At 42.3% G+C, this 13,339-nt stretch carries 10 protein-coding genes; 7 read left to right on the forward strand and 3 right to left on the reverse strand.

Annotation, left to right across the window (positions count from 1 at the left end):
- Nucleotides 1–2 precede the first annotated feature (2 nt).
- Both tssF and tssG read left to right on the forward strand, forming a co-directional pair.
- Nucleotides 3–1,751, forward strand: coding sequence for a type VI secretion system baseplate subunit TssF (gene tssF, locus ACWPOD_RS02085; protein WP_006741090.1), 1,749 nt, complete (start codon nt 3–5; stop codon nt 1,749–1,751).
- A complete protein-coding gene (gene tssG / locus ACWPOD_RS02090) occupies nt 1,748–2,746 on the forward strand; it encodes a type VI secretion system baseplate subunit TssG (protein WP_167427369.1) in 999 nt (332 codons plus the stop codon). Before tssF ends, tssG begins: the two co-directional genes overlap by 4 nt.
- Before the next feature lie 54 nt (nt 2,747–2,800).
- On the opposite strand, the gene ACWPOD_RS02095 is transcribed toward tssG, so the two are convergent.
- Genes ACWPOD_RS02095 through ACWPOD_RS02105 form a run of 3 tightly spaced genes read right to left on the reverse strand, consistent with a single transcriptional unit; the run spans nt 2,801 to nt 8,015 of the window.
- Nucleotides 2,801–3,253, reverse strand: a complete 453-nt coding sequence (locus tag ACWPOD_RS02095; RefSeq protein WP_005373369.1) for an Lrp/AsnC family transcriptional regulator — start codon at nt 3,251–3,253, stop codon at nt 2,801–2,803.
- A gap of 28 nt (nt 3,254–3,281) precedes the next feature.
- Entirely contained in the window at nt 3,282–6,674 is a 3,393-nt protein-coding gene (gene tssM, locus ACWPOD_RS02100; protein ID WP_167427370.1) for a type VI secretion system membrane subunit TssM, read from the reverse strand.
- 27 nt (nt 6,675–6,701) lie between these two features.
- Nucleotides 6,702–8,015: a type VI secretion system ImpA family N-terminal domain-containing protein gene (locus ACWPOD_RS02105; RefSeq protein ID WP_456231498.1), complete on the reverse strand. Its 1,314-nt coding sequence runs from the start codon at nt 8,013–8,015 to the stop codon at nt 6,702–6,704.
- Between the two features lie 538 nt (nt 8,016–8,553).
- On the opposite strand from ACWPOD_RS02105, the gene ACWPOD_RS02110 reads away from it, so the two are divergent.
- The 5 genes from ACWPOD_RS02110 to icmH are packed head-to-tail and all read left to right on the forward strand — an operon-like array spanning nt 8,554 to nt 13,280.
- Nucleotides 8,554–9,153 carry a hypothetical protein gene (locus ACWPOD_RS02110; protein WP_104972407.1) on the forward strand — a complete coding sequence of 200 codons (600 nt, stop codon included), beginning with the start codon at nt 8,554–8,556 and terminating at the stop codon, nt 9,151–9,153.
- 9 nt (nt 9,154–9,162) lie between these two features.
- Nucleotides 9,163–10,662, forward strand: a complete 1,500-nt coding sequence (locus ACWPOD_RS02115; RefSeq protein ID WP_456231499.1) for a type VI secretion system-associated FHA domain protein — start codon at nt 9,163–9,165, stop codon at nt 10,660–10,662.
- Entirely contained in the window at nt 10,655–11,155 is a 501-nt protein-coding gene (gene tssJ / locus ACWPOD_RS02120) for a type VI secretion system lipoprotein TssJ (RefSeq protein ID WP_225460992.1), read from the forward strand. Before ACWPOD_RS02115 ends, tssJ begins: the two co-directional genes overlap by 8 nt.
- An 11-nt stretch (nt 11,156–11,166) precedes the next feature.
- Complete coding sequence (gene tssK / locus ACWPOD_RS02125) at nt 11,167–12,492, forward strand: type VI secretion system baseplate subunit TssK (protein ID WP_047008196.1); 1,326 nt, start codon at nt 11,167–11,169, stop codon at nt 12,490–12,492.
- Nucleotides 12,489–13,280, forward strand: coding sequence for a type IVB secretion system protein IcmH/DotU (gene icmH, locus ACWPOD_RS02130; RefSeq protein WP_006741083.1), 792 nt, complete (start codon nt 12,489–12,491; stop codon nt 13,278–13,280). The genes tssK and icmH overlap by 4 nt, the downstream gene beginning before the upstream one ends.
- Nucleotides 13,281–13,339 lie beyond the last annotated feature (59 nt).

The raw sequence follows: 13,339 nt of genomic DNA on the forward strand, positions 1-13,339 counted from the left end.
ACTTGAGTAACAGTAAATACTTTCAAGATGAACTCACGTATTTGCGTGAGTCGGGTAGTGAGTTTGCCAAATATCATCCGAAGTTAACTCACTTTCTCTCTGAGGGAACCTTTGACCCAGATGTCGAACGACTGCTCGAAGGTTTTGCCTTTCTGACAGGTCGAATCCGCGAGAAGATTGATGATGAACTGCCTGAGCTGACGCAATCTCTGATGACTTTGCTGTGGCCACATTACATGCGTTCGATTCCGTCTTTGTGCATTAGCGAACTAAAACCGCATACCGGAAGTGTTACTGAGAAAACCGTGGTGAAACGTGGCGCAGAAATGGCAAGTGAACAGGTAGAGGGCACGCAATGTTTGTTCCGTACTTGTTACGACGTCAATCTATACCCAATTACGATCACTAACATCGAACAGACCAACAGCCGCACCAGTTCGATGATTGATGTGACTTTATCGACGGAGCATGGTCTTGAACTGTCTCGGATCGGTTTAGACACGCTGCGATTACACCTACATGGCGAGATTCATATTACTCGAACTGTCTTTTTATGGCTGTTCCGTTACCTAGATTATGTCGAATTAGATGTTGGTGGTGGTTACAAACATCGCTTAGGGCCAGAATACGTTAAGCCAGTTGGGCATGAAGAGGACGAAGCGCTCCTGCCTTACAGCAAAAATTCATTTGCAGGCTATCGTTTGCTGCAAGAATTCTTCTCTTTGCCAGATAAGTTCATGTTCTTCGACATTAAAGGCTTAGAGTGGCTAAAAGGCATTCCACAACGTAGCACGGTCAAAATCAAATTCCACTTTAAGCGTGCATTACCGTCAGAAGTGGTGCTTAAAGATAAACACTTGAAGTTGCACTGTACGCCTGCCGTTAATTTATTTGAAAAAGATGGCGATCCAATTCGTTTAGAGCACCGACGTAACGAGTACAAGGTACGTCCGCAAAGCAACACTCAGGAGCATTACGAAGTCTATTCCATTGAGCAAGTGGAAAGCTGGAGTAAGGACGAGCGTCGTCGAAAGTCTCTGATTGAATTTGAATCATTTGAGCATCAAATTAACCAACGAGATAAGCGCGAGTTCTACAAATCTAAAGTTGCTGAGCGTGTAAGCGGTAGAGGCCTTGAACGCTACATATCATTTCATACTCATAATGGGGATATTGCGGAACTGGGGACAGAAACGGTACTCATGAAACTGCAATGTAGTAACGCAGATTTGGCGGAACGTTTGTCAGTGGGGGATATCACTTACGCGACTCATAAATCACCGACCTATGCGACGTTTAGGAATATTACCAAGCCCACTCAATCGGTCAGTCCGCAAGTGAATGGTGAGCTTCAGTGGCAGCTAATTGCGAATATGTCACTCAACTATTTATCGCTGGCAAATATTGATGTACTTAAAGTACTTCTCTCTACCTATGATTTCCACTCTCGAGTTGACAGACAAGCGCACCGTGCATCAATTCATCGACTTGATGGGGTTATCTCTTCGGAAATGAAACCAATCGACCGTGTGTTTCGTGGCGTTTCGGTACGCGGCAATCAGTTTAAGTTGGTCACCAATTCCAAATTTTTTGTCAATGAAGGCGACATGTTCTTGATGGCGACGGTGCTTAACGAATTCATCCGTTTGTATTCGAGTGTGAACTCCTTTACCGAACTGGAAGTGTTTGATGAAGCGACAGGCGAGGTTTATAACTGGGCAAGTCTTATCGGACAGCAGACGATACTATGATTAATACACTTTCTGATAAGTCGAATGAGTTTAGTTTCTATCAAGCAGTCTTGCTGCTAGAGAAGCATTATCAACTAGAGCCGAACTCTAACTTTGTCGCCGTCGGTGAGAACAAGTACTTCCACCAAGAACGTATTGAGTTCAGCGTTTCGCCAAACTTATCTTTTCCAAAGAGCGATATGGACTTTATTGCTCATATGGAGAGAAATGGCCAGCAGTATTCTAGAGTCGAAACCAACTTTCTTGGCTTGCATGGTTCAAGCTCACCACTTCCTGCTTCTTATACTGAGAAACTGGCAGGGCGAGATCCTGAAGACAATCCGGTAAAAGATTTCTTTGATTTTTTCCATAATCGGTACACCAGTTTGTTGTACCGGGTTTGGAAGAAATACCGATATCACGTGCAGTACCAAAGCGGGGCAAGTGATGCCTTCTCTGGACGTATTCTGCACTTGGCGGGCCTATCTAGCGTAATGCAAGATAGTAAGGTCGCAGAGTTAGATCGAGCGAAAATACTGTCTTATGTAAACCAACTTTCTACGCGTACACGCTCTCCAAAGCTGATATCCGGTATTGTTTCGCACTACTTTTCACTGCCGAATGTGCGCATTGAAGAGTGGGTATATCGCCGCGTAGAAATCGCAGAAAGCCAACGGAATAAACTCAACCGTGCTAATTGCATATTAGGGCAAAATTTGCACTTAGGACAAAGCATTGCGGATTTAAACGGCAAATTTAACCTCTGCATCGACAGCATCGATTTTGAAACATTTAAGCAGTTTTCCTACGATGGTGAGTTACACAAAACACTGGTTGGCCTGATGCGTTTCATTTTGCGTGACCCGATGTCGTGGGACTTAAAGTTGACAGTTAACTTAGATAGTATTCCAGAGAATAAGCTAGGTAATGGGGAAGGGAACCACTTAGGACAAACATTCTGGTTAGGTAACCCAAGTGATAAAGATGCCAAAATCCGAGTTATCGGAAGCATATAAGAAAGCCGCTCTACGAGCGGCTTTTTATGTTGTCATCAAAAAGGTCAGAAAAGCTTAACGGCTGATCGGCTGGTGAAGTACGACGGTAGTATCAAGCCTTTGAATCCCGTTAAATGACTCAATTTCGTTACAAAGATGATGAATAGACTGCAGATCGGGCGCTTCAATTAGGGCAATAATATCAAAGTTGCCACCAACAACGCTTGTTAAGCGAACCTCAGGGATTTCTTTAAGCGCATTTGTTACATCATTTTTCTTACCCTTTTCACAAGATATCAATAGATAGCTTGCGGCTTTGCGCCCTTCGTTTTCTACACGAATTTGTGCGGTATAGCCTTTGATAATACCGGTCTTTTCTAAACGATTAATCCTTTCTGCTACTGCTGTACGAGACAAACCAATGTTTCGAGATAGATTCGCAATAGACTCACGCCCGTTTGACAATAGACTTGAAAGTATTTTTCGATCTAATTTATCTAAACCTTGTAAAGTCATGTTTGAAATCATGTGTTCTGCCTATTTTGTTTTTATATTGTTATTTAATCGACTCTGGGAGCGTAAAGTTATATAGCTCAGCAAGAGTGAATGGGTTTTTCTGCGTCAATGGAGTGATGCGTAAGCTTAAGTCCCTCCCTGACACTTTTATGTCACTGACAAAGCTGCCGTTATGAGTGTTTGTCAAGGTCGAGTCACCTAGCAATCTGTATATCGCCCATTGACCACTCTTATTTAAAACGTGCTGTCTACCTTCGTCGGTTACATCCTGGAGTGTGATACTAATATTGAAGTCACCATTTTGCGGTGGCCAGGCCATTTCACGAATTCGGCTTGGACCGTGGTAGTAACTCATATTGGTATCCGCAATTTTTAAACTGGCTCTAATTGCACTAGAGTCAAGGTCGAGTACTCTTGCACTAAACGGAATATGAACTCGGTTGGTGCTTTTATTAATTAATGTATCTCGAATGACATTATAGTTGCGTAGTTGCACTAGCAGAGCTGGAGAGATTGGCATCGTCTCACCATCTACCTGCTTTGGCGTCCACAAGTTCGTATCGTAGAACGGTGCAAAGTTTTTCTGAATAAATGTGTCTAACAAGCCACCTGAAGCAAATAGCAATTCGAAATCTTCAATTGAGATTTCCTCGGTCGCTGTTAGGTCAAATGGATATTTCCCTAATCCAATCTCTTTAAACTTGGTATAAATTTCACTGTACCACTGAGTTTGGATGCCTTTTGCGGACTCTGTAATCATTACTGACCAGCTTTGCTGAACCACATCTAGTAACCAGCTGCGAACGGGTTCTGGTGATTTTTGTGCAATCTGTTTAAGCTTGATTAATGGGTCCGCCTCAGTACTGTTCATTCGATGCTGTGCTGCTGCTAGCGCCGCCATTTGTGGATCTGGCGCGTCGGCGATGTCCTTCATGTAGGTGCGAACACGGCTCAACGCTGCAACGGTCTCATCCCAAGGAGTTGGGGAGTTTGGTGTCTCACTCACTTGAAGCTGGTTTAATAGGTGAAAGGCTTGCTCAACACGTTGCATTAGCAAGTAATCAGGCTTTACCACTTCTTCTACGGCATCTGATGCAGAATCTGCTGCTGCCGCGAGTTTCGGGTCAAGTTTTGAAATTAGAGCGCTTTTTTCGCCAACGGGTGAAAATTGTGTGTTGGCATAGACCTGCTTCAATACCGTTGTCATTGGTGAAGAAGGGCCAGAGATTAAGTCTATCGCGTTGGTCAGGTCACCAACGTTGTCATAGTTTTGGACTTTGAGCTCACTCAGCGCATTACGCCAGTTATTGATGTAGTCATCAGTATATTTTTTTCGCACTTCTTCTTTAAAGGCTTCTTGCTCTTCGTTGGTAGGGATGACATGTTGCGATAGACCTAGAACCCAGTTGTCGCTGATTACTCGTTGTGACATTAAGTCCACGCGTGGTCGATAAAAGGTGCTGAAACCAGTGGAGGTATAGATCTTATCGACGATTAAGCGTTCGCTATCGATTGGCGTATTAAATACATTGCTAAACTCAAAACCGACGGCTCGTTGCAGATCTAATGTTCCTAAATCAATAGAGCTTGCTTCGTTTAAAATGCCTGCATACACGAGGTCGACATTCGAATTTGCAAGTAATGAGCGACGTGTTGCACGAACAAGATCCATGTTGATATCGATTGGAGCAAATTGTGTGCGAAAGTAGGCGTCTAAGTAGCGCATGGCCTGATCAACGACGTCACTTTGGTTACTCAAATCACTCATCATTTGGAGTGTTTGATGACGTAAAAAACGGATATCACGCTTAGATGGATCGTTAAGCATTAAATACCCCTTCAATAGAGGTAAAGCGCGCGTGAAAGCGTTTTGACTTTGTGCTAATTGTAGGCGGTAACCTTTCTCAATCAGAGGTATTAGCTGCTGAGCGACTTCCTTAAGTAACGCTTCGTAGGCAATGCGAGTGCTTTGATCCAAACGGCTAATATTGAGTGGTAATATTTCCTCATCTAAAGCCTTAGAACCTTTAAGCCATGCCCCATAAGACGGTTCTATCGCTTTGGTTGCATTTTCTAAAAGCTCACTAAATCTTGCATCGTGCTCTGCTTGTGATTTGTCATCAATACTTAGTAGTTGATTCATCACATGTAAATTACTGTCTAACGTAGTTGCAAAAAAGTAACCACCGCCAGCAAGCAGAATAATGGAGCCGAGTATGGCTAAACGGCTTTGTCTCTGAATTAGACGAAGATACGTCTTGTTTTCTCCCGCAAAATCGCTCTCAGGCAATATTTGCGAATCAATCAGAAAGCGAGAAAAATACGGTGTTTCCGTCAACTGGGTATGCTCTGAGGCGATAATTGGTAAGTTGAAGTAATTACTACAACTTTTTGCTAGTAAATTGTATTTACGACCGCCCTGTAAATTTGAGCTAAAGAAAATTTCACGGATATCTAGCGAATAAACACCGTTGTTAACATCACACAGACGCTCAAGAACATAGCTGACTTCAGACTGACATAGCTCAAACTGCTTAGGGAAAGCGAGAATTGCCTGTTTCTCGTCGATATCTGTTGAGTTAGCTGATGCATCTAGCGCGTTACTTTCAAGCACTTTAACTAGATTTCGGTAGCTATCACGGTAGTATTCTGAAAAAACACCTTTGGCCTCTTTCAGCGGGATAGAAAGGAACTCTACACGTGTCTTAAGAGAACTAAAGTGCATGTATTCTTTAAATCCATCTAACTTGTCTAGCTTCGACATAATTAGATAAATGGGTAATGCTGACGACGTTTTAGAGTTGATAGTGCTCAAGCGCTCCAATAACGACGAAATAGTGTACTCTTTTTGTTCTGGCTCAGAGACGATCATGAACTCGAAGTCGATAAAGAATAAACAGCCAGAAAATGGTTTTCTAGGTCGGTGGCGAATCACTTCTTCGATGAATGTATTCCATAAAGAAGCATCACTGCTTGATATTTCTTGAAACACTAAGCGTTGGTCAGGTTTGATGTATACAGCGCTGTCAGATTCGTACCATTCAAAAAAATCATTCTTAGCGGTTCTCGTGCGATCCATTGGTTTAATTGCACTAGAATTAAATAAAAATTGACGTCGCCCTGACCCTTTATTACCAAGCATCAGATAAATTGGTTTCTTGCCTGAGTTAGCAAGAAGAGGTTGGATAACCATAGAAAGAGCTTCTTCCTCAGTTTCCAAATTTTGAGCTTTAGCGCTGTTCTTTTTTTTCAACCATAGTGTGAATTGAAAAGTGATGTAGAAAATGGCGATAACACCAAGGCTCAGCCAAAGATACAGTTTATCTGCATCTTTTAGAAAAAGAAGATAAATAGCGGTAATGGTTATCGCCACTAAAAGCGTTAATATAGTAGAAATCACAACTGGATTTCTAAACAGTTTTTGTTTGAACATAAGCCTAAAACTTCTTTAATTGTATTGTTATTTATTGTCAGTTTTTTCAGCTTGTAGCTGACTCAATTTATATAGGTAGATGTTCAGTAAAAGGGTTGCGCGGTCAATTTCCTTTTGCTGTGAATACTTTTCAGCGTATTCAATACGACCTAGAAGCGGGAATAGTGAGTTACTATATTCGTACGCCGTTTTAGAGTTCTTATCTACATTCTGTCTAGCTACGTTGGCAAACACCGTTCTTGCGTCTGAGAATCGCTTATACACATCCATAAACTGGTCTTCTAAATGGGCGCTCTGTGTCAAAAAGTTTTGACGTAGCTGCTGGGCAGAAGATGAATCTGGATAGATTGCGATTAATTCATTGGTCAAGCTATCGAGCTCGCTGACGTTACTTACTTTGGCCGAGTCTAAAAACCAGTTATTCATCATAATATCTACGCGATTAATAGTTGGTGTTTTCAGTGACTGGGCATATTTTTTATTTTCGTAATCTAACGAGGCGACCAACTTTACAAGTTCATTAAGTGAAGATTGACTAATTTTTTGCTCCAGCGTTCGATAGCGTTGTTGTTCGTAAACAAAATGTGAACATATCGCCGTAACAATCAAGCCAATGATGAAGTAGATCATAAATCGGCCGGACTTTGTTGGGGTCGTTTTTTCACTGTTGTTGAGGGGGGATGGCGAGTCCGGGGCAGGAGAGGGAGATACATTCACTTTAATTTCAGGTGTTGCCTGTGCGGAAGCTGAAGCGTTAGTATTTGCTTGTTTTTTCTCGCGTAACTCTATGGCATGTTGTTGTTCTTTTATCTGTTCAGCCCATTGATTTAAGATACGACGAATGCGACCAAATGAAGGCGCTTGAATACCGTAATGAAGGCGAAGCTCTTCCTCTATTCTTAAACACAACTGGTGCGCAGCTTCAATCAGTGGAAGTTCTTCCGGCAACGCACGGTGCTTATTAATACGTTTTTCAGTATGCTCCACCATCCACTCAATTGCGCTCATTCGTGCTTTTGACTTTGAATGTTCAGGGTATGCGGTGTTCCAATAGACGACACACACATCAAGCAATGAATTTAACCCTTCAACAAGGCCTCTTAGACCATCGTTATATGTTGATGCGACCGTGAAGTAGCAGCAACAACGTAAGTCTTTTGCGTGAGTGCTCAAGATTTTTTTTGAGAGTGTTTGAACCGTTTTCCAAGAGACTCTTCCGGTGACTTTATTAAGATTATTTATTTGACGTTTTATTTCGTCAAAGTCTTCAGAGCCATTAGGGTTAGAGCCGCTTGGGTTATTTTCATCGATTGGTCTTCGAGCGAAGTCGCTAAAAAACATAAGGCAAATTCCAACTGATCATATAGAAGTATTAAGGTATATAGGACTCCACTGCTGTTATATTAAATTGTAAGCAGTGCATTACCGAAGTGATTCTATAGACAAAAGAAGTTGTTTAGATAATAAAAACACTTAAAAAATAAATTAAATTATCCTTAGTGTGATCTTTGTTCATAATATTAATGTCAATAGTTCGATTTGTTTTTAAGGAGAGCCTTATATATGACGAAGTCGATCTTTTGAGTTAATAAATGTGATTAAATTGTTAATTTTGTCTGTTTTTTGTTCGTCTGTGTTCTTTAAAATAGCCCTCTTAAATTGGTGATAGAGCCTTCTTAATTTTTATTTAATTAAATAGGTTTACAGGCTCATTGCTTTAACTCAGTTCGGTCCATTAGTTTTTGTTTGTAGGTAAAATAACCAACCCTGTAGTTGAAATGTATTAAGTTATAGGTGTTTTTTTAGGCTTATTGAAAAAGAGAATATAATTGATATCTTTCGCCTCTAAGTAGAATATCGGTTTTCCTAGAGGGACGAAATGCTAAAACCAAGTCAAATCGGGCTGATTTCAGCCATGTGTCTATTTTCTTCTTTTGCAGTCGCAAAGGGAGAGCGTTATGGACTCTCTGCCAGTATGTTGACTATCGATAGCATTAATTACGAAGAAGGTAACAGTGGTGAACAAGACACTCTGAGGTTTGGCTTGGTTCATTCTCGCCCTATTGATGAAAATAATAACCGTTGGCGCTGGTGGTTAGGGTTTAACTACCTAGCAGAAGATATCGAAGCGCCAGCTAGCGGTCTATATCAAGAAGTAACTAACTATGAACTTCGTGTTGTACCGCAATATGCGCTGGCTTCTTGGAGCGTTTTCACACCGTACGTAGGTGCTGGTTTATCTGCAGGTTACTCACAATATTCAAACCGTTGGCAAGTTGACCCAGAAGGTTACCGCTATAAGAGTGTCGAGGACATCGATCAGTTCGAGCTGGGTGCAGTTATCGCCGTTGGTACGGTCATTAAGCTAGGTAGTAACCCAGATGCTCATATACAAATCATTCCTCAAGCCTCTTATATTCTCCCAGTTATCAATGATGGGATAGGTGGGCTTGAACTGTCTGTTTCTATGCTATTTTGAGGTATATAGATGCACTCAAATCAGCTAGTTCTATTTATTTCTAAATGCCCAGAGGAATACACAGGTGTCAAGCACATTGAAATGCCCGAGAGTGGTGGTTCAATAGGGCGTTCACCAAGTTGTAGTGTGTCTTTAACCGATCACAACCGCTTTATATCAGGCACTCATTGCCTGATCAGTGTGTATGGAGATACCTACTATATTAGTGACGTATCCACTAATGGCACTATGGTTAACGGAAACAAAATACTGAAAAATCAACCTGTTGCGATAGTCGATGGCGATATTATTTCTTTAGGACAATATGAAATTGGCGTTTCTCTGGAGCATGTTACCTCGACACAAGACATTGCCGCTGATATAGCCCCTGAGCGAGTATCCAATGATCCTTTGGTTAGCCTCGGTGACGCAGTTGTCGAAGAAGAAGAAAAAGTAGGCGCTTTAGAAGATTTGTTTATGGAGACTAAACAGGATGACATTGATTGTCATGATCCTGTTGCGCACCTTAACTTTTCAATGCAGCGAGATGATGATTATTTAATTCGTGACGATGAGCATCCAGAACCTGAACAGCCTAAAACGGTGGAAAGCACACGTCAGGTGGTCGATGACAGTTTCAGCATATACTCCGAGTTCGATCAGCCAAGCCTCATCCCTGAAGATTGGATGGCTACGGAGACCAAGAGTAACGCATCAATAAATGGTTCGTTAGGGATAGAGGTAGAGAACGGTACGCCACATAGAGAAGATATTGTCTCAGAAGAGACGGTTCAACCCCAAACGACGATTCTAGATAGGGCAGTTCAAAGACAACATCGTGCACCTAACTCCACAGAGACGATCGTCGAACATACTGCTAAAGGTTCAAAATGGGAAGAGATGACACAGTCATTTACTCCTTCTTCTCAAACTAATCAGCCACTTCAAATGCCTGCGGTAGAACCTACGATAAACAGTACGACTAAAGAGCAAGCGGGTATCGAAGCAACCGCCTGTTCTCAAGATATAGCACAAGCGTTTTTTGATGGTTTGGGTATAAGAAATCCTGAGCTAATGACGAATGAAGCTCAGTTGTTCAAACAAATGGGCACTTGTTTGCGCTTATGTATTGATAACCTGCAGAAAGAATTACACGAAGTAGAGTCCTTGAAAGAAGAGCAGAGTACGAGTGAGTCTAACTCTAACATTGCAGAGCTGATGCTGACTCTCAATAGCCAACATCTACTGGCTCCAAATGAACTGGTAGAACAAATGCTTGATGAGTTGAATGACCACCAAGTCATGTTTAACAAAGCGCTGAATGAGCTCATTTTAGAACAATCAGAGACGAACGATCCCGTTGCATTTGCTAACAAAGTGGCGAGTCAATCTTTGTTCTCAACGAAGTCAAAACTGTGGGGCGAATATTTAGATTTCTACTCTAACAATCGTCGCCTGCTCAACGAAACATCCTTAAAAGGGCTGATTAAGAAAAACTATAACAAAGTGATTAAGGGAAACCATGCGTAGTATCGCCGTATTACTCGGATTTGCCATGTTGTCCGGTTGTTCCATGTGGGATCAATTTAAAGAGTCCACGGGTATCACACCAGAAACTTCGTCCATTGAATTGGTTATTGAGGCGTCACCTGTACTCAATGTGAGAGATGGGGGGCAGTCATCTCCGGTCATTCTCCGCCTTCACGAATTAAATTCGCCAGTTTTATTCCGGAGCTTAGATTTTTTTGCGCTGTTTGAAAACGATAAAGCGTCGTTGGGTGATGAGTACATCAAACGTTATGAATATCAAATACAGCCAGGTGGAAAAGTTCATGAAATGCTAACGCTAGACCCTGACACTCGTGCCATCGGTTTTTCTGTGGCCTTTCGTGATATTGATGGTTCGTCATGGCGTAAAGTTGAAGTCATTGAAGAGAAGAGCGAGTACTACATCAAGCTCAAGTTAGAAGGCAGTGAGTTAATTTCTGATAATACTCGCGGCATTGAACAGGTTTACTTTTAAGGGATAGAAACATGTCTTTATACAATCCAGTTGTTTGGCAAGATGGAATGTTCATGAAGCCGCAGCATTTTCAACAACTCGATCGTTCGCAAAGTAAACTGTCGAGTATGTTGAGCAGCAACGCATCTCCTTTACATTGGGGGATTAAGCGTTTGGAAATAAATTCACAACTGCTAGCCCTCGGTAAAATTGGTATTACGCGTGCAGAAGGCATCCTACAGGACCGCACGCCATTTGAGCTTCCACTGCTCGCTGAACTACCAGAAGTGAAAGATGTGGATCCTTCAATTGCCGATAAAGTGGTTTATTTGTGCTGTCCGTTACCATCGGAACGTTCTGAGTTATTTGGCACTAAAAAAGACGGTGCACGTTATACGATGGAATCTCAAGAAGCGGTTGATGCTTGTTATGATTCGGAAGACATGGCAAATATCGTCGTCGGTAAGCTTAACTTTTGCTTAATGTACGACCATGAAGATAAAAGTGCTTACACGTCTATTCCGATCCTCAAGATCTCGGAAGTGAAGCCAGATGGCAGCGTGATCTTAGATGATAGTTTCATTCCTACCTGTATTGATATTCACGCATCTACGGTACTTAATAAGTTCGCGACGGAGTTTGCTTCTATGCTCAAGCACCGCGCAGAATCCATAGTTCAGCGACTGGGAGTGGTGGATCAACAAGGCGTATCATCAGTTTCTGACTTTATGCTATTGCAAGCGCTCAATAGATACGAACCCTTGTTTTGGCATTTTGCAAACACAGAAGCTGTACACCCTGAGTCTTTGTATCGAATTCTTCTTCAGGCAGAGGGCGAGCTTTCGACGCTGTGCTCGACGACACGCCGACCTATTGAGTTTACTAAATACAATCATGGTGATCTTACTAGCTGTCTTTCTCGCGTTCTAGACAGTGCGAAAATGACATTGAGCGTGATGTCTGAACAAAGAGCAATTCCACTGACCTTAAAAGATCAGAACTATGGCATCAGAACGGCAGCGATCCCTGACAATAAGATCATTGATACGACGACCTTTATTCTTGCAGTTAAAGCCGACGTTACCTTGGATGTCCTGCATACGCAGTTTGTCAGCCAAACGAAGATCGGTTCAATCGATAACATTCGCGACTTGATTAACCTTCAACTGCCTGGGATTGAGATCAAACCAATGCCAGTTGTGCCACGCGCGCTGCCGTATCACGCTGGCTATACCTATTTCGAGCTCGATAAAACGGGCGAAGAGTGGATGGCATTGAAGAACACTGCTGCGATTGCGATTCACGTTGCGGGCGATTTCGCTAACTTATCATTGCAACTTTGGGCCGTTCGTCTATGAGTTACGCAGAAACAGACGTCACCGTAGTCTTATTCCAACCAGAGCCTGGCAAACCAATGGAGGTAATGCCAGCGCCTGACTTATCGAGAAACATCGCAGTACAAGATCTATCTATCGACAACATGGGTATTAACCCGCTGGTAGATCAATTCTCATGGTTGATCGCCAGTCTGTCTTGTATGTCTTCGATCCCTTGGCTTGATGACCCGATGCCATTTCGTGAACAAGTGGCACGTGAGATTCGAAAAGGCGAACGAAAACTTAATGAAATGGAGCTCGATCGTGCTTCGGTTCTTGTTATTCGTTACTGCTTGTGTGCGGCGATTGATGAATCTGTTTGTCGGCAAGAATGGGGAGCAAATAGTCACTGGAGCCAGAACAGCTTACTGTCTGAATTCCATAACGAAACATCTGGTGGTGACAAGTTTTTCGTTATTCTCGACCGCTTAAAAGCTGACCCTCGCAAATACCGTCACGTTATAGAGTTTCTCTATTTATTGCTTCAACTTGGTTTCCAAGGCAAGTACGGCCGTGAAGAGCGTGGTAACGAAAAGTTAGCGGAAATTGGCAGCACCATTTATCGATTAGTGCGAGATGACCGCCTAGCAGAACAAGAAAAAGTTTCTTTAATCAACCTTAAAGCTAAATACCTAAAGAAGCCGTTAAAAAGGGTAATTTCACCCAAGCTGATCTTGAGTCTTAGTGCGATTACGTTTGCGCTTATGTATGCGGCAACCTACATCGTCATAGACTTAAAATTCCAGCAACTGCTTGAAGTGTATAGATAACCAGAAATCTAAAAATGAGATCTTCTGCCAGTTTTAAGGTTTGCTGTGAATATCACTGG

It is taken from the genome of Vibrio sp. JZG120, assembly GCF_053890955.1.

Bases quoted from the DNA above. Each gene is read 5' to 3' on its own strand.
- tssG (WP_167427369.1), top strand. From the start codon at position 1,748: ATGATTAATACACTTTCTGATAAGTCGAATGAGTTTAGTTTCTATCAA.
- ACWPOD_RS02095 (WP_005373369.1), bottom strand. From the start codon at position 3,253: ATGATTTCAAACATGACTTTACAAGGTTTAGATAAATTAGATCGAAAA.
- tssM (WP_167427370.1), bottom strand. From the start codon at position 6,674: ATGTTCAAACAAAAACTGTTTAGAAATCCAGTTGTGATTTCTACTATA.
- ACWPOD_RS02105 (WP_456231498.1), bottom strand. From the start codon at position 8,015: ATGTTTTTTAGCGACTTCGCTCGAAGACCAATCGATGAAAATAACCCA.
- ACWPOD_RS02110 (WP_104972407.1), top strand. From the start codon at position 8,554: ATGCTAAAACCAAGTCAAATCGGGCTGATTTCAGCCATGTGTCTATTT.
- ACWPOD_RS02115 (WP_456231499.1), top strand. From the start codon at position 9,163: ATGCACTCAAATCAGCTAGTTCTATTTATTTCTAAATGCCCAGAGGAA.
- tssJ (WP_225460992.1), top strand. From the start codon at position 10,655: ATGCGTAGTATCGCCGTATTACTCGGATTTGCCATGTTGTCCGGTTGT.
- tssK (WP_047008196.1), top strand. From the start codon at position 11,167: ATGTCTTTATACAATCCAGTTGTTTGGCAAGATGGAATGTTCATGAAG.
- icmH (WP_006741083.1), top strand. From the start codon at position 12,489: ATGAGTTACGCAGAAACAGACGTCACCGTAGTCTTATTCCAACCAGAG.